This is a genomic window from Peribacillus sp. NPDC096379 (assembly GCF_044762875.1).
GTDB lineage: Bacteria > Bacillota > Bacilli > Bacillales > DSM-1321 > Peribacillus.
In genome coordinates, this window is sequence record NZ_JBIWFD010000002.1 from 193,589 (window position 1) to 208,574 (window position 14,986).

The 14,986-nt window shown below is 37.4% G+C and carries 19 protein-coding genes; 9 read left to right on the top strand and 10 right to left on the bottom strand.

Translation table 11 applies throughout. The annotated features are described in order from the left end of the window. Positions 1-72 precede the first annotated feature (72 nt). Positions 73-1,017 carry a 3'-5' exoribonuclease YhaM gene (yhaM, locus tag ACIQZI_RS09980; RefSeq protein WP_062182310.1) on the top strand — a complete coding sequence of 315 codons (945 nt, stop codon included), beginning with the start codon at positions 73-75 and terminating at the stop codon, positions 1,015-1,017. 245 nt (positions 1,018-1,262) lie between these two features. Then, on the top strand, positions 1,263-1,451 hold the full coding sequence (locus ACIQZI_RS09985; RefSeq protein WP_062182308.1) for a sporulation YhaL family protein: 189 nt from the start codon (positions 1,263-1,265) through the stop codon (positions 1,449-1,451). A 105-nt stretch (positions 1,452-1,556) separates the two neighbouring features. Here ACIQZI_RS09985 and ACIQZI_RS09990 read toward each other — a convergent pair whose 3' ends face one another. Then, positions 1,557-2,429 (bottom strand): peptidylprolyl isomerase, encoded by an 873-nt coding sequence (locus ACIQZI_RS09990; RefSeq protein WP_062182305.1) that lies wholly within the window; start codon positions 2,427-2,429, stop codon positions 1,557-1,559. Positions 2,430-2,689: 260 nt separating this feature from the next. Here ACIQZI_RS09990 and ACIQZI_RS09995 point away from each other — a divergent pair, with 260 nt between their 5' ends. Both ACIQZI_RS09995 and ACIQZI_RS10000 read left to right on the top strand, forming a co-directional pair. Then, positions 2,690-2,776 (top strand): YjcZ family sporulation protein, encoded by an 87-nt coding sequence (locus ACIQZI_RS09995; protein ID WP_403073970.1) that lies wholly within the window; start codon positions 2,690-2,692, stop codon positions 2,774-2,776. A gap of 154 nt (positions 2,777-2,930) precedes the next feature. Continuing rightward, a complete protein-coding gene (locus ACIQZI_RS10000; RefSeq protein ID WP_082190951.1) occupies positions 2,931-3,014 on the top strand; it encodes a YjcZ family sporulation protein in 84 nt (27 codons plus the stop codon). A gap of 167 nt (positions 3,015-3,181) precedes the next feature. On the opposite strand, the gene ACIQZI_RS10005 is transcribed toward ACIQZI_RS10000, so the two are convergent. Further along, complete coding sequence (locus tag ACIQZI_RS10005; protein ID WP_082191243.1) at positions 3,182-3,361, bottom strand: hypothetical protein; 180 nt, start codon at positions 3,359-3,361, stop codon at positions 3,182-3,184. 116 nt (positions 3,362-3,477) lie between these two features. Continuing rightward, on the bottom strand, positions 3,478-4,020 hold the full coding sequence (locus ACIQZI_RS10010) for a DUF3267 domain-containing protein (protein WP_403072612.1): 543 nt from the start codon (positions 4,018-4,020) through the stop codon (positions 3,478-3,480). 215 nt (positions 4,021-4,235) lie between these two features. Between ACIQZI_RS10010 and ACIQZI_RS10015 the strand changes: the two genes are divergently transcribed. Next, positions 4,236-4,571 (top strand): DUF1878 family protein, encoded by a 336-nt coding sequence (locus tag ACIQZI_RS10015; protein WP_403072615.1) that lies wholly within the window; start codon positions 4,236-4,238, stop codon positions 4,569-4,571. On the opposite strand, the gene ACIQZI_RS10020 is transcribed toward ACIQZI_RS10015, so the two are convergent. Both ACIQZI_RS10020 and ACIQZI_RS10025 read right to left on the bottom strand, forming a co-directional pair. Beyond that, positions 4,568-5,146 (bottom strand): HTH-type transcriptional regulator Hpr, encoded by a 579-nt coding sequence (locus ACIQZI_RS10020; protein WP_062182296.1) that lies wholly within the window; start codon positions 5,144-5,146, stop codon positions 4,568-4,570. The two genes, ACIQZI_RS10015 and ACIQZI_RS10020, sit on opposite strands and share 4 nt — an antisense overlap. 246 nt (positions 5,147-5,392) lie before the next feature. Then, positions 5,393-5,758 (bottom strand): YtxH domain-containing protein, encoded by a 366-nt coding sequence (locus ACIQZI_RS10025; protein ID WP_403072618.1) that lies wholly within the window; start codon positions 5,756-5,758, stop codon positions 5,393-5,395. A gap of 275 nt (positions 5,759-6,033) precedes the next feature. Here ACIQZI_RS10025 and yhzF point away from each other — a divergent pair, with 275 nt between their 5' ends. Continuing rightward, on the top strand, positions 6,034-6,210 hold the full coding sequence (gene yhzF / locus ACIQZI_RS10030) for a membrane protein YhzF (RefSeq protein WP_403072621.1): 177 nt from the start codon (positions 6,034-6,036) through the stop codon (positions 6,208-6,210). Positions 6,211-6,265: 55 nt separating this feature from the next. Here yhzF and ACIQZI_RS10035 read toward each other — a convergent pair whose 3' ends face one another. From ACIQZI_RS10035 to ACIQZI_RS10045, 3 genes are all read right to left on the bottom strand, one after another. Beyond that, entirely contained in the window at positions 6,266-6,787 is a 522-nt protein-coding gene (locus tag ACIQZI_RS10035) for a tryptophan transporter (protein WP_403072624.1), read from the bottom strand. 102 nt (positions 6,788-6,889) lie between these two features. Next, complete coding sequence (serC, locus tag ACIQZI_RS10040; protein WP_403072627.1) at positions 6,890-7,996, bottom strand: 3-phosphoserine/phosphohydroxythreonine transaminase; 1,107 nt, start codon at positions 7,994-7,996, stop codon at positions 6,890-6,892. A 176-nt stretch (positions 7,997-8,172) separates the two neighbouring features. Further along, complete coding sequence (locus tag ACIQZI_RS10045; protein WP_403072630.1) at positions 8,173-8,598, bottom strand: HIT family protein; 426 nt, start codon at positions 8,596-8,598, stop codon at positions 8,173-8,175. 1,276 nt (positions 8,599-9,874) lie between these two features. On the opposite strand from ACIQZI_RS10045, the gene ACIQZI_RS10050 reads away from it, so the two are divergent. The 3 genes from ACIQZI_RS10050 to ACIQZI_RS10060 all read left to right on the top strand — a co-directional run bounded on the left by ACIQZI_RS10050 (position 9,875) and on the right by ACIQZI_RS10060 (position 12,732). Continuing rightward, positions 9,875-10,618 (top strand): ABC transporter ATP-binding protein, encoded by a 744-nt coding sequence (locus ACIQZI_RS10050; protein ID WP_062183369.1) that lies wholly within the window; start codon positions 9,875-9,877, stop codon positions 10,616-10,618. Next, positions 10,611-11,816, top strand: coding sequence for an ABC transporter permease (locus ACIQZI_RS10055; RefSeq protein ID WP_403072633.1), 1,206 nt, complete (start codon positions 10,611-10,613; stop codon positions 11,814-11,816). The genes ACIQZI_RS10050 and ACIQZI_RS10055 overlap by 8 nt, the downstream gene beginning before the upstream one ends. 202 nt (positions 11,817-12,018) lie before the next feature. Then, complete coding sequence (locus tag ACIQZI_RS10060; protein WP_403073973.1) at positions 12,019-12,732, top strand: EcsC family protein; 714 nt, start codon at positions 12,019-12,021, stop codon at positions 12,730-12,732. A 133-nt stretch (positions 12,733-12,865) separates the two neighbouring features. Here ACIQZI_RS10060 and ACIQZI_RS10065 read toward each other — a convergent pair whose 3' ends face one another. Together ACIQZI_RS10065 and ACIQZI_RS10070 are read right to left on the bottom strand one after the other, a co-directional pair. Further along, complete coding sequence (locus ACIQZI_RS10065; protein ID WP_403072636.1) at positions 12,866-13,681, bottom strand: ABC transporter ATP-binding protein; 816 nt, start codon at positions 13,679-13,681, stop codon at positions 12,866-12,868. 110 nt (positions 13,682-13,791) lie between these two features. Then, complete coding sequence (locus tag ACIQZI_RS10070) at positions 13,792-14,976, bottom strand: M20 family metallopeptidase (protein WP_403072639.1); 1,185 nt, start codon at positions 14,974-14,976, stop codon at positions 13,792-13,794. Positions 14,977-14,986 lie beyond the last annotated feature (10 nt).

Below are 14,986 nucleotides of genomic sequence, written 5' to 3' on the forward strand. Positions count from 1 at the left end.
ATAAGGTGAAACCGTACTATTGCGCGATATGGTATACTATTGATACTTAACTTAGAACGGGGGTATATACACATGCAAAAAGGCATCATTCACTTCGGTGTTGGTGAGTCAATGGATACATATATGTATATAAAAAGCAGTACCAAGGCAGTGGCTAGTAATGGCAAGCCCTTTCTGACACTGATCCTTTCTGATAAAACAGGAGAAATAGAAGCAAAGCTATGGGATGTTTCTGAAGATGATGAGCGTAATTTTTCAGGTGAAAAAACGGTCAAAGTGCTAGGAGAGGTTCAGAATTTCCGAGGACGCAGCCAATTGAAGATTCGGAATATCCGTTTGACGACTGAACAGGATGGTGTGACACCTGCAGATCTTATTCAAATAGCTCCATTGAGCCAAGATGAAATGATGGGGAAAATCACGCAATATATTTTTGAAATGAAAAATCCGAATATCCAAAGAGTCACACGTCATTTGCTGAAAAAATACCAAAGTGATTTCTTAACATTCCCGGCTGCAACAAAAAACCATCATGAATTTTATTCAGGACTTGCTTATCATGTGGTTTCCATGCTTGACCTAGCGAAAGGGATCACTGCTTTATATCCAACACTTGATAAAGACCTTTTATATGCAGGAATTATTCTGCATGATCTTGGTAAAGTGAAAGAGCTATCAGGTCCAGTATCAACTGTTTATACAACTGAAGGCAATCTACTAGGCCATATTACGATTATGGTCAATGAGATAGGCAAAGCCGCTGATGAATTGAATATCCAAAGTGAAGAAATCATGATTCTACAACATCTTGTCTTGAGCCATCATGGCAAAGCAGAGTGGGGGAGTGCCAAACCACCTCTAGTTCGTGAAGCAGAAGTTCTTCACTATATTGATAACTTAGATGCGAAGATTAATATGATGAACCGTGCTCTTGAAAAGGCTAAACCAGGCGAATTTACTGAAAAAGTATTTGCTCTTGAAAATCGTTCATTTTACAAACCGACATTTTCTGAATAATGATACATGCACCGTGCGAAGATTTTGCATTGGTGCTTTTTTGTATTCATCAGAAATGGGTCAGAGCTTACACTTTATAGACCGCTAATGTGTCATCTTCACGTTATATCAATGATGTATAGCAGATAGGAGGTCTGACTTTTTCGTTATGGGACATCTACAATGAAAAATATGACATATATCTTCACTCCATGCATATTCATTAGTAATACGAGTGGGACAAGATCCCCGAGAGGAGTAAGAGCATGCCGATATGGATCTGGTTTATATTTGCAGGGATTTTAGTCAGTGCTTGGATGAGTGTTTATACGGCGAGGCAGGACCGAAAAAAAGAGCAAGAGTGGATTGAACAGGAAGGGCAGAAGTATATAGAGAGAATGAAGGAAGAACAAGAGGGCCGAGAAAAAGAGCAGCAGCCAGGAATGGAACATTAGAAAAGGCAGGTCATCAGACCTGCCTTTTTGTTTGCTTAAGATTTGGGAGTTGATATGAAGGTTGCTTGTATACATCCAGCTCTTACTCTTAAACGTGTTTCTGTTTTATTTCTTAGCCGGTTCTGCTGGTTCTTCTGTTTTAAATGTGTCTTTCAAATCTTTATCGCTGACTTTTACATCTGCATCTTTCACTTCTTTATTAAGGGCTTTTTGAACTGAAGCAGCATCAAGTTTAGAAAGTTTTAATTCTTTTTCTATCTCAGCCTTTGACTCTTCAAAAGATTTTTTTTCTTTTTTATCTAGAAGTTGAATGATATGGTAACCATACTGGCTTTTAACAGGTTCGCTGATTTCATCTTTTTTCAAAGCATAAGCAGCGTTTTCAAATTCAGGAAGCATTGCTCCTTGACCAAACCATCCAAGATCTCCGCCATTTTCGGCACTTCCAGTATCCTTTGAAGATTCTTTCGCTAACTTAGCAAAGTCTTCGCCTTTGTTCAGCTTTTCTTTTATTTCTTTAGCAGTCGCTTCATCTTCAACAAGGATGTGTCTTGCGTGAATTTCAGGTTTTTGTTGATCGTAGTATTCTTTCACTTCTTTTTCAGTTACTTTAACACTAGCAAGTGCTGCTTTTTCTTGAAGCATTTGAACTTTAATAGAATCTTTCAAGGCAGCTTCATCCATACCAGACTGAGCAAGTGCCATCTCATAGTTTTCGCCTAGTTGTGTCTTAAGCTCGTCCAATTTTTTGTCTAGCTCTTTATCGGTTACTTTATATTTATCTGAAAGAATCTTTTCGTATACGAGCTCTTGTAAAACTGCATCGCCGTACCTTTCTTTCATTACATCATAAAGTTCTACTTTCGTGATATCTCCAGCTTTGGAAGTTGCCACCGCTTCAGAATCGCCGCCATTGCTACAAGCAGCTAGTCCAAGAAGACCTGCAATTACCGTTATGGATAAAGCCCATTTTTTCATTTAGAACAACTCCTGTTATCTAGATTCGTGGCTGTTGTGTGAATCCACAAATCTTACTATACCATATTTGGAAGTTTTTCGAAAATTAAAGTGCGAAATTTGCATCTTAATTTGTAGAAAGTAGGCAAACGCCCATCCGTCTACATGACCAATACATATGATGTAAGGATAAGGATCGTTCACTCATATCGGTTCTATGCAGATTAGGCAGCACCTACTTAAACAAAAGGCTGTCGATCAATATAAAGGAGGTAATATATATGGGCAATGCATTTGGCGGAGGGTTTGCTTTGTTGGTGGTTTTGTTTATTTTATTGATCATCGTTGGTGCTTCTTTTTGCAGGTAAACACCACATCTAATTAAAAACACAAAAAGCCCACGCTTCTTAAAGCTAAGCTGAATAGAATATCGTAGCCGTTAGAGTGGTGGTTGTAAAAAAAGAGCAACCAGTTTTCTGAAAACGGGATTGAATGTATGTACCATTGAGAGGAGGATACACAATGTCTGGAGGAGTCGGCGGAGGTTTCGCTTTGATTGTTGTACTTTTTATCCTTTTGATTATCATCGGAGCTTCATGGTTATAAAATTGGATACTAAAAAAGGTGAACCGTTAATGGGTTCACCTTTTTCCGCTTCGTTTTGATGTCTGACCTTACACTTGCTACCTACGGGTCAGAAGGCACTCGAGGGTGGCCTTTTTTGCTGTATCAAGGATCGATAACGGTTATTCTGACCGCCGCCTATACATTACTTATGTAAAGGATATTTCAACATACGAGGACAATAGTAAAATCGTAATTAAGATATTAATAGTCCGAAATACTTTCGTCTGGCGGTCTTCAGGAATTTCTTTTTGGATACATAATGAGTTTGTCATTCTGTTAATATTATATAGAATTAAGGCCGAGAAGATGATAAACACGATTATTATCACTCCTGAATCCCTCCCTCTAGAACAAGTATGTATCATTACGATACCAAATAATTTCATAAAAAGATACTTAAAACTTTGTAACTCCTTGTATTCATCATTTTTAAATTACCTAATTAATCTTTAAAAATAAGAATATCATAACCTTGCTCTGTTTCTTCTACGAAGCTTTGTTCAGGTGATCCGGCCATACATTTGAGCGCAATAAAATCAGAAACGCATAATCCGGTGTGAATGGAAAGCAGTATGGTAAAATAATGCGCGTAATGTGGGAAAGCGTATGCGCCACTGATAAAAACGCTCGTTAATACAAGAAAAGGAAAGAGTAAGGTTAATCTGTACAGTTGTTTTGGAATGGGGTCATCTACCTTGAATGAAATAAGTGGAAGAACACTCCATTTTACATGCAACGCCGGTTTAATTTTTGGATATTCCAAAATACATGGACAGTAGTGCATTAGTTTATGAATCGGATATAAGAGAAGCACTGAAGAAAGTAACACCCAGCCATAGTCATCAGACATGGAGACATTAGGAAAAAACGCGCTCATACTTAAATAAATAACAATAAAAGAAAATAACGTGGTCATCATGGATAGAAATAAGATAAATTGATTCCCAAATTGTCTATCCAAGTTGATCGACTTCCAGCTATTCAAAAAATTCGCCTCCACAAGCGGGATAGTATAGATAATAAGATAAGGCCTATATGCTTTTCTTATAAAATCCTTCCCATACTTTACGATGATTAAGCCAAAAAATCAATAGAATATTACATGAAATAATCCGTATGCGTTTTCAATCGTGGAGAAGTAAACGAAATCATGTATAATGGAGAAAAGCGGTAATTGAACAAGATTGGTGGAGGCAGGAAATGCGAGACCTAGAGAGGGAAATTAATAGACTGAAATTTCATCAAACACTCTTATTAAACGTTATTCGGAACCCGAAAGCGGAATTGGATGTGATCTTTTTTGAAAAAAATCTTTCGGAAACAGAAGCTCATGAGATTTTGAGACTATGTGATAAATTGAGCAAGCAATATGAAATAGAAAAAGCGGAAGGGTATATACATTTTCAACCGCTTTTTAACCGCCTTACAATGGAGTTGACTCTAAAAGTAACAGTAAAAGAACTTATTGAAGCTTGTTTAAAGCAAGGATTATATGTTTCTTTCATGAAGGATATGGAGAAAATTGCAAAGAATTAAACAGCTTCAGTTTCTTTCTCTGACTTTTTTTTTGCAATTTTACCTTCTTCTTCGGTAAATTCTTGATTGATACTATCAAATGAACGTTCAAATATCCCCATGAAATCCTCGCCATAAATATTTCGAATAATCGCCATCATCTCCATCATATCAGGGAATTTCCCATAGAGCTCTCGCATCGGAAGGGTTCCTGAAAGAACAGAATTGCTAGCGGGGTCATACTGTTCCATTAAATCTAATAAAATGCTTTCACCCTCTAAGGTAATTTGAATATACGTATTACGTTTGTCATTTTCTTTCTTTGAAAAACTTAATAAGCCGCGTTCCTCTAACTTTTTGGAGAAGTTAAATGCAGTTGAAACATGCATAACTCCGAATTTAGCTACATCTGAAATGGAGGCACCGTTTAAATGATAAGCAATCCACAAGATGTGATGTTCGTTAATGTTTAAATCAAAGGGCTTAATCCATTGTTGCCAATCCTTTTCTGCAGCCTTCCAAAGTGCTTTACTTAATTGAGCAATTCTTTGGCTGAAGATCATAGCATCTTTCATAGTATAATTTTTTTCCTGCATGAATACACTCACCTACTTATCAGAATTCTCTAGTTTTATTATGACAATAAAGTAAAGATTAATAAAGCTAAATTTGCGAAATTTTTAGAATTTTTCATATAAAAATTTTGTATAAGCTTATGCTGCTACGAAAAGGTGAAAGTGCCGGCAATGCTTAATGTTAAAAAAACCTGTTTTTTACTAAAGAAATATGTACACTCTGTCTAAAAAAAATATTAGGCAAGCCGGCAGTTGTTTTTTAGTTATTCATGATTCAATTTTAGGAGAAGCAATCATTTCGAGTTCTTGAATCGTCGCCTCAATTTCTTTTATGTTTTTTGACAATTCTTCTGCATTTGGTTCAATATCTTTTTTCCAGCCTTCAATCAATATTTTCACATCTTCTATAAAAGCTTTGATGGTCTCTTTGCTTATTTTCGAAGCGTGTATGGCATCTTCTTTTAAATTCATCAACTGGATCTTCAACTCTTTAATGGAGTTAGAAATTTCAGTTGTATTTGCTTTCACACGGCTGCGAAGCTCTGTTCCAGAACTTGGTGCGGTGAGAAGAGCTGCTGCTGCACCAACAATAGTTCCTGTTATCACTCCAAGAATGACTGATTTTGCCTTCATATGATCACCTCATTTTTCTTCTATATTGATTTCGCCTTATAGTTAAAAAAACCTGCTAGGTAAGAAAATAATAGTTGGTAATCTTTTTATTAAAATATCATAATTTTCTTATTAGTGAAAGAGTTAATTTATATATTCTTTATATCACAAAAATGTTTTTTAAAACATCTTTATTTTTTTCAATATATAAAAATAGTTTAGAGATTGGGAATTCATAAAAAGTAGAGGCTTGACATATACATGACAAAAAGATTTCGAAAAGGAGGAGATGCGTCTTGTTTTTCTTTATTTTATCGCTCGTGTTTTTAATGGCGGCATTCTTTTATTTGGTTATTTTACAAAGACCAGGCATGTTTCCGCCCAAAAAAACTATAAAACAAAGAGTACTGATCTTAGCTATAGCAAGTATCGCTTTCCTTCTAATTGGCATTCTAATCCAGCTTGTCATATAATAGATGGTTTTAAAAAAACACCGGAAAAACATCCGGTGTTTTGAAAAGTTTAAGATTATATATTTGCAGGAATGTTTGATCGCTTGACAAGCCCAGTCACAATTGGATAAATGATAGCAACTGCGATTACGTTCAATACGATTGCCGGAAGTACGGCTCCAGCAAACATTAAAAGGAATGCTTCTGGTAGACCCACAATGTAATGAGCTGAAGCAAGGAATACCGTACCGGAAATTAGGGTTCCAATCGCCGTTAGAAATCCAATGCTGATAAATGATTTAGTGAATTTCCGAATAGCCAAAAACATGAAATAAAATAGAAAGGCAGTGATAAATTTATCGATAATGTTCGGGATGAAACCTCCACCTGGGAAGGTTGATGTAAGTCCGGAAATGACTCCGGCTGTTACTGCTACTAAAAAGACATTTTTCTTTTCTGGAAATAAGATAATGGCTAAAAACATCATAGTTAGCATCATATCGGGCTTAACTCCAAAAGCAATTCCAGGGACAACTAGATGCAGGACAGCACCTAACCCCATTAATAAGGATAAGGACACTAGTACTTTCGTATTCATTTCTCATCTCTCCTATTCTCATCTCGTCTAAAGTTTCTCCCCAACAGTGCACTATTGCCTATTGCGAGAGGTTTAAAATAGTATATCATGACTATCCTTTTTTTAGAAGGAGTTTTTTTCTTGATGCTGGTAAGTATCTTTAAATGTATTCATAAAATTAGCAAGCTCCTGGCAATGTTCAAGTGGAACGGCATTATAAATGGATGCACGGCAGCCACCGACAGATCTGTGGCCGTTCAAGCCGATAAACCCAGTTTCTTTCGCTTTTTGCAAAAATTCCTGCTCAATTTCTTTGTTCGGAAGGGTAAAGGTAACATTCATATAAGAACGACTGTTCAGCTCGGCATGTCCTTTATAAAATCCATCGCTTGAATCAATGGCATGATAAAGTAATTCTGCTTTCTTCGCGTTCATTTCTTCAATCTTGGTAATACCACCTAAATCATTTGCCCAATCAAGTACAAGTGAGAGGAGGTAAATAGCTAAAGTTGGTGGCGTATTATATAGTGAATTGCTAGCTTGATGTGTATGGTAATTCAACATAGTTGGAATTTCAGCCAAAGAATCAGAAATAAGGTCTTTACGAATGATGACAACGGTAATACCAGATGGACCAAGGTTTTTTTGCGCGCCGGCATAGATTAAACCGAATTTGCTGACATCTATTTTTTTACTCAAAATATCGCTGGACATATCCGCAACTAAAGGAACATTTTTTGAATCCGGAAATTCATTCCATTGCGTTCCGTAAATGGTATTGTTTGAAGTGATATGTAAATAAGCTGCATCTTGATTATAGACGATATCAGAAAGTTTCGGGATGAATGTATAATTTGACTCTTTTGTAGAAGCTACAACTCTAGTTGTTCCGATTTTCTTCGCTTCTTGTAAAGCCTTTTCCGACCAACTTCCAGTTAGAACGTAGTCCGCTTGACTATCGGCTTTTAATAAGTTCATTGGAATCATCGAGAATTGAAGGCTAGCACCGCCTTGCAGGAAGAGAACATCATAATTTTCTGGAATATCCATTAGTTCTTTAAGTGTTTGAATGGCGTGATTATGGATCGTTTCAAACGTATCACTGCGATGGCTTAATTCCATGACCGACATCCCTGTGTTGTCGATATTTAACCATTCAGATTGCGCTCTTTTTAAAACTTCTTCGGGTAAAGCAGCAGGACCTGCATTAAAATTACGTGCTCTTTTCATATTTATTCCTCCTTGTATGTGTGAAAGGACTTGATTGTTTCTATCCTATCAGAAAATGTTTACAAGTTGAAAGAAAAAAAAGAATGTTTAGTGAAATAATCATGATTTGATTGAAATTTCCTTTAAATCATAAAAAATTCACCATTGAGTTAGGCTCCAAGGTGAATTTTTTATGATTAATTTTCCATGTTTTCTGAAATGGATTGTGCCATAGCTTGCAAGTCTTCAGGTGTGTATTCACTCGTATGCGTTTTCCAAACGGCTCCGAATCCATCACCTTCACCGTAGCGTGGAATTAAATGAAGATGGTAATGGAAAACGGACTGTCCGGCAGCTTCACCGTTATTGTTAATAGTATTCAAGCCAATTGGATTGAACGCCTTTTTTAGAGCACGAGCAATTTCTGGCACTACTTCAAAAATACTTTTTGCCATGTCAGGTGTTAATTCATAAACATTTTCTTTATGTACTTTTGGGATGACCAATGTATGACCTTTCGTTACTTGACTAATGTCAAGAAAGGCAAGTACATGTTCATTTTCAAATACTTTTGTACTCGGGATCTCTCCAGTAATAATTTTACAAAAAATACAATCGCTCATCTTTGACATCCTTTCCTGGTTAATGTTTAGGTAATCTTATCCTATCATAGCTACATGAAAGTCGGAAAGAAAAAGAAACAGGATGCAGCTGATTGCTGCACCCTGCGACTTGAAAAAGGGGCCATACTTCAATACGTTTCATTACATAGACTTTCTTTAACAAACACCTCATTTACTAAAAGTAAGTTTAGCGTTTAAAAAAGTTTTTGCATACAAAGCAACCATCTCCTATATCTCTAAAGCATTATAACAGTAAAGTATAGTGGATCGTGCATGAATGTTTTCTTCGTCTAATGTGTGCAAAGCAACCATCTCCTTGCATAAAAACGTTTGGTTCATTGAAGTTTCTGGTTTATTGCAGTTAGTTGTCTTTAACTGACACCTCATTTGACAAAATGATGAAATCATAAGTTTAATGAAGAACCCCTTCTTCACTACTTATGATAGCCATGATTTACGTTTTATATACATGATCAATTAAAAAAACATGTGTCTATAAAAACAGCGAAATTTTCTAAATTGAAATAAATGTATATAGAAGTGCGTACTCAAAAAGGAGGATAAAAAGAGCCGAGAAGTTCGAGGAGCGCATTTCGAGAACCTTTCACGTATACAGTAATACGTGAGGGCTGAAGGGAAAGAGCTTTGAGGCAATTCCCAAGCTTTTGACTTTTTGAACAACCTCTAGAAGGAAAGTAGTGGTGGAGATATTTGTATTCTTATGTTAAAAAGAAACAGGATGCAGCTGATGGCTGCACCCTGCCTATGAAAAAGGGGTCACACTCCAAATACGTTTATTTACATAGACTGTCTCCGATAAACACCTCATTTACTAAAAGTAAGTTTTAGCGTTTAAAAAAAGTTTTTGCATTCAAAGCAACCATCTCCTATAACTCTAAAGTTTTGCAACAATAAAGCGTATTGGATCGTGCATGAATGTTTCTTTCGTCTAATGTTTGCAAAGCAACCATCTCCTTGCATAAACGTTTGGTTCATTGAAGTTTCTGGTATATTGCAGTTAGTTGTCTTTAACTGACACCTCATTTGACAAGATGATAAAATCAAAAGTCTAATGAAGAACCCCTTCTTCACTACTTATGATAGCCACAATTTAAGTATTATATACACGGGGATTCCAAATGTTTTTTCACCATTAAAAAAAGCGCTGTAGGTTAGAAAGTAAAATTCGTAAAAAAACTAAAGCTTTCTTAGCTCGATAAACAAAACGGAATTTGTTAAAATGGAACTAACGTACATTATGGAAGGGATCGTTGATATGTCCTTATTAGAAATAAACAACTTAGTCGGAGGTTATACAAGAATTCCTGTATTAAAAGGAATCAGCTTTGACATTCGGCCGAATGAGCTTGTTGGACTTATAGGTTTGAATGGTGCGGGGAAGAGTACAACGATTAAGCATATCATTGGATTGATGGAAGAGAAAAGTGGTTCGATTACAATAAAAGGAAAAACGTTTGCTGAGAATCCAGATGAATATCGAAAGCAGTATACCTATATTCCTGAAACACCTATTCTTTATGATGAGCTTACACTAGAGGAGCATTTAAGGCTTACTGCGATGGCATACGGTCTAGAGGAATCCGTATTTAAAGATAGGATGGGGAAATTATTAAAGGAATTCCATATGGAGAAACGTTTATCTTGGTTTCCAGCCCATTTTTCAAAAGGGATGCGGCAAAAGGTGATGATTATGTGTGCGTTTCTTGTTCAACCATCTTTGTATATTGTGGATGAACCGTTTGTGGGACTAGACCCGCTCGGGATCCAGTCGTTGCTTGACCTTATGCAAAATATGAAAGAAAGCGGTGCAGGGATCTTAATGTCTACTCATATCCTTGCGACAGCAGAAAGATATTGTGATTCTTTCGTCATTCTTCACAATGGAGAAATTCGTGCAAAAGGTGATTTGGAACAGCTTCGAAGTCAATTTGATATGCCAGGGGCAACACTTGATGACTTATATATTCAACTGACAAAGGAAGAAACTAAACATGAATAGCCGAGGGTTATGGAAAGAGCGATTCCTCGGCTACAGCCAAGAAATGCAAAAGTATTTACGATATATTTTTAACGGGCATTTAATGTTTGTTATGGTGATTGGTTTAGGCGGACTCGGCTTTTATTACAGCGAATGGGTGAAGACCTTGACCGCTGATTTTCCAGCAGCTTGGATCATGGCTGTCGTTCTTGGTTTTTTCCTAACAAGAAGCCCGATCATGACTTTTTTGAAAGAAGCGGATGTGGTGTTCCTATTGCCGCTAGAAACGAAGCTTAGAATGTATTTTAAAAATTCTATTTGGTTGAGTGCGATGATGCAGGGCTTTATGTTGATAATTGTGTACATTGTCTTCCTGCCGATGTATACAAAGGTAGCAGATCCTAGTAAAGTTTCCAGTCTTTACGTTATCATCCTGTTGTTGGCTGTTAAATTTTTAAACATACATATTCATTGGTATATGCTGAAGTATACGGAGCCGTCTGCGATCAAAATTGACTTCTTTATCCGATTATTAGTGAATATTGTTTTACTCTATTTAGTTTTTGCCGATGCGAGTCATTTAGGTATAATACTACTCGTACTTCTGTGTGGTTTATTCTTTTATTATAGGCATACAACGACAAAGAAGGGCATTAAGTGGGAGCGATTAATCGAACTAGAGGGCAAGCGGATGATGTCGTTTTACCGGATTGCGAATCTATTCACCGATGTACCTAAGCTGAGAGGAAAAGTGGCCAGACGAAAATGGTTAGACTGGTTACTCACTTTCATACCTTATCGTCAAAAATCAACGTACATGTTCTTGTATGCTCGGACGATGCTCCGGGCCAATGACTATGTAGGCTTACTAGTAAGGCTGACTGTTATCGGATCGTTTGTATTGCTTACCTTTCCTTCAATGGTTGCGAGTATACTCGTCACGATTTTGTTTCTTTATATGACAGGAATTCAAATTCTTCCTGTTTGGAAACAGCATGAGTTGAAAATATGGGTATCATTATATCCACTGCCTGCTAAGTTACGAGAAACAGCAGTCATACAACTTGTATCTTGCTTTTTACTTTTTGAAGCAATCGTGTTTACCCTCGTGTTACTTATTGCGGGAAATTGGTGGGGTGCTGGGGTGTCATTCTTAGCAGCAATTTTATTTATTCTACTATTTAGAGGCTATTCTGCAAAAAAATTGAAGAGTTTCTAACATACAAAACGAATATAGCGTTAAACCCACCATTTACCACATGTAGCACGCGACATTGGCCTAATCACAATGGTGGCGGTGCAAAGCCGGAGTTTTGGATGCTTTCTTGATAAAATGAGTATACCTGCTAAGTAGCGGGCTTATTAGTAAGTCGCGAAGCCTAAGTCCCCATATCCTTCACACAAAACTGGAGATGATTGCAATCGACACGTATGAACAAATCACCCATCGTGAGCTTATGGCATGGAAAAAGAAAATTTTGCGGAAATCAGGTACCTTTGAGCGGATTTCCAAAACCGCACAAAATAAAATGAATACCTTCATTCCTAAAAAGGTACATGGCGTCATTACCGAGAGCATCCGGAATCTTGTTGAAGCTGTTTTAAAAGGGTCCAAATTTGTTTCGAAGGAAAGAGATGTTTCTTGCTTAAGTTTGCAGCAAAAGGATCAATGGGTGAAGGAAACGATTGTAACCTATCGAAAAACGGCGGTAATTGAAGGGGCAGGTACGGGTGCAGGGGGTATTTTACTAGGCCTTGCTGATTTTCCGTTGTTATTGACGATTAAAATGAAACTTCTCTTTGAAATTGCTGGATTGTATGGCTTCGACGCGAAGAAATACGAAGAACGACTATTCATCCTTCATATTTTTCAGCTTGCTTTTTCTAGTGAAGACAAGCGACGAGAAACACTGGATATTATTGAGAATTGGGATCATATTGAACATGCTAAGGAATTAGACTGGCAACAGTTTCAGCAAGAGTACAGAGATCAAATTGATTTCGTCAAAATGTTTCAGCTCGTTCCGGGAATTGGTGCAGCGGTAGGGGCCTACGCCAATCATCAATTGTTGGATCAACTAGGAGAAACGGCGATGAATGGGTATCGCCTGCGAATTCTTTCTGAAAAAGCATAAGAAATGAGCCGCTTGTGTCAATCGCAGCAGATGATACAAGCGGCTCTTATATATTTTAAAATATCATTTAATTTATCCCACATTAACGGGGAGTAATCCACCCACTGAGTGAAGTTTCACTCTATTAAGGAATTTATCCTTTATTCATTGATTTAATTCGAATCCAAGGACGTTCATCTTCCCATCCCAATGAAATGGGGAGATCAAAAGTCTTTTCTAATAACGTCTCGGTCAAGACTGATTTTTTTTGTCCATTCGCAATAACATTTCCTTTATTTAATAATAAAGCGTGCGAAATAGATGGAACGAGTTCTTCGATATGATGGGTTACATATAATAGAGTAGGACCTTCAGCTGATTGGGTCAACTTCTCGATCGTTGAAAGAAGCTCTTCTTTTGAATAGAGATCTAGACCATTGCATGGTTCATCCAGGATAAGTAAGCTTGGTGAAGACATGAGCGCTCGAGCGATCATTACTTTCCTTTTTTCTCCTTGAGAGAGGGACAAGAAAGCTTGGTCAGTTAAATCACTAATTCTGAACTGTTGAAGAAGCTCACTAGCTTTTTCAACATCAATTTCCGTTATTTCTTCATACAATCCAACCGAAGCGTTTTTTCCACTTAATATGACTTCTATAGCTGTATCACTTGGACGGGAGTGAAATTTTTCATCTAATGAAGTGCTTACCCATCCAATTTTTTTTCGAAGCTCAGGGATGTTTGTCTTTCCGAATATGTTTCCCAAAACGGAAACATTCCCTTTAGTTGGCCATTGATAGCCCGTTATGATTTTTAGGAGAGAAGTTTTCCCCGATCCATTTAACCCTAAAATTGCCCAGTGTTCTCCCTTGTTAACCTTCCAGGAAACCCCATTCAATATCTTCTTATTATCTCGGTTCCAGATAATTTCGTTCAGTTGAATCACAAGACTATCCATCTCTTGAATCATCTAGACTCCTCCAGTAGTTAAGTTACGAAAGTGTATACTTGCTTATATGAAATTTTAGAGTGATTCGGGAAACTCTTATTAACTTATCTAATAATGGTAGTAGAGTGGCTTTATTTGTTTTCACTACTTTGGTGATAGGAAATCGCCGCACTGCCCAATGTTTTAGCTGCAATGAGCATTGCTTTTTCGTCAATATCAAATTTCGGATGGTGATGACCATAGGGGAAATCAGGATACGGCTTAGCGCCAGTGAAAAAGAATGTTCCCTTCACATTTTGTAAATAATACGAAAAGTCTTCTCCTGTCATATCAGGTAGCGTTTCTTCAATCGTATCTACTTCTGCTACTGTAGCAGCTGCTTCTACGAGTAAATGTGTTTCTATTTCATGGTTGACAACAGCAGGGTACCCATAATCATACATATATTCATACGTACAATTTCCAGAAAGACAGGTTCCTTTCACAATGCGTTCAATTTCTTCTGCAATAAAGGCACGTACATCTTCACTAAATGTCCGTACAGTGCCGCCAATTGTTGCTTTGTCGGCTATCACATTAAAGGCGTTTTCAGCCACAAAGGATCCAATAGTAACGACAGCAGAATCGAGTGGACTAACACGTCTACTGACAATTTGCTGTAGGTTTGATACGAGTTGAGCGCCAATCACAATGGCATCTTTCGTTTTATGTGGCTGTGCACCATGTCCACCTTGGCCAAAAAGAGTTATTTCGAAGCGGTCAGCTGCCGCCATGAAAGGACCGACTCGATGTTGGATCGTTCCAGTTGGTACAGTTGCCCAAAGATGAGTACCGAAAATGACATCTACTCCATCTAAACAGCCATCTTCAATCATTGGCTTAGCACCGCCTGGGGCGTATTCCTCGGCATGTTGATGAATAAGTACATAATCACCTTCTAGTTCATCTTTCATCGTATGGAGCGCTTTTGCTAGAATTAACAGAGTCGCTGTATGTCCATCATGACCACATGCGTGCATGACACCAGGCACGGTAGACTTATAAGGAACATCTTTTTCATCTTGTATCGGTAATGCATCGAAATCAGCTCGTAGTGCGACAGTTTTACCAGGTTTAGCACCTGATATTCTTGCCACAACGCCATTGCCACCGATACCTGATTTTACTTCAATCCCAAGCTGTTGATAAAAATCAGTAATATAGGCAGCCGTTTTCGTTTCCTGAAAAGAAAGCTCAGGGTGTTGGTGTAAATAGCGACGAATGGCGACCATTTCTTCATAAGAATTTTCCAAAAGGGTATGTAACTTAGCAATCATAATTTACCTC

Excerpts from the sequence above, each read along its gene's own strand:
- serC (WP_403072627.1), bottom strand. The coding sequence starts at position 7,996 with ATGAAAAGAGCACGTAATTTTAATGCAGGTCCTGCTGCTTTACCCGAA.
- ACIQZI_RS10070 (WP_403072639.1), bottom strand. The coding sequence starts at position 14,976 with ATGATTGCTAAGTTACATACCCTTTTGGAAAATTCTTATGAAGAAATG.
- ACIQZI_RS10000 (WP_082190951.1), top strand. The coding sequence starts at position 2,931 with ATGTCTGGAGGAGTCGGCGGAGGTTTCGCTTTGATTGTTGTACTTTTT.
- yhaM (WP_062182310.1), top strand. The coding sequence starts at position 73 with ATGCAAAAAGGCATCATTCACTTCGGTGTTGGTGAGTCAATGGATACA.
- ACIQZI_RS10020 (WP_062182296.1), bottom strand. The coding sequence starts at position 5,146 with ATGCAGGAAAAAAATTATACTATGAAAGATGCTATGATCTTCAGCCAA.
- ACIQZI_RS10055 (WP_403072633.1), top strand. The coding sequence starts at position 10,611 with ATGAATAGCCGAGGGTTATGGAAAGAGCGATTCCTCGGCTACAGCCAA.
- ACIQZI_RS09985 (WP_062182308.1), top strand. The coding sequence starts at position 1,263 with ATGCCGATATGGATCTGGTTTATATTTGCAGGGATTTTAGTCAGTGCT.
- ACIQZI_RS10065 (WP_403072636.1), bottom strand. The coding sequence starts at position 13,681 with ATGATTCAAGAGATGGATAGTCTTGTGATTCAACTGAACGAAATTATC.
- ACIQZI_RS10015 (WP_403072615.1), top strand. The coding sequence starts at position 4,236 with ATGCGAGACCTAGAGAGGGAAATTAATAGACTGAAATTTCATCAAACA.
- ACIQZI_RS10045 (WP_403072630.1), bottom strand. The coding sequence starts at position 8,598 with ATGAGCGATTGTATTTTTTGTAAAATTATTACTGGAGAGATCCCGAGT.
- ACIQZI_RS10025 (WP_403072618.1), bottom strand. The coding sequence starts at position 5,758 with ATGAAGGCAAAATCAGTCATTCTTGGAGTGATAACAGGAACTATTGTT.
- ACIQZI_RS09990 (WP_062182305.1), bottom strand. The coding sequence starts at position 2,429 with ATGAAAAAATGGGCTTTATCCATAACGGTAATTGCAGGTCTTCTTGGA.
- ACIQZI_RS10035 (WP_403072624.1), bottom strand. The coding sequence starts at position 6,787 with ATGAATACGAAAGTACTAGTGTCCTTATCCTTATTAATGGGGTTAGGT.
- ACIQZI_RS09995 (WP_403073970.1), top strand. The coding sequence starts at position 2,690 with ATGGGCAATGCATTTGGCGGAGGGTTTGCTTTGTTGGTGGTTTTGTTT.
- ACIQZI_RS10050 (WP_062183369.1), top strand. The coding sequence starts at position 9,875 with ATGTCCTTATTAGAAATAAACAACTTAGTCGGAGGTTATACAAGAATT.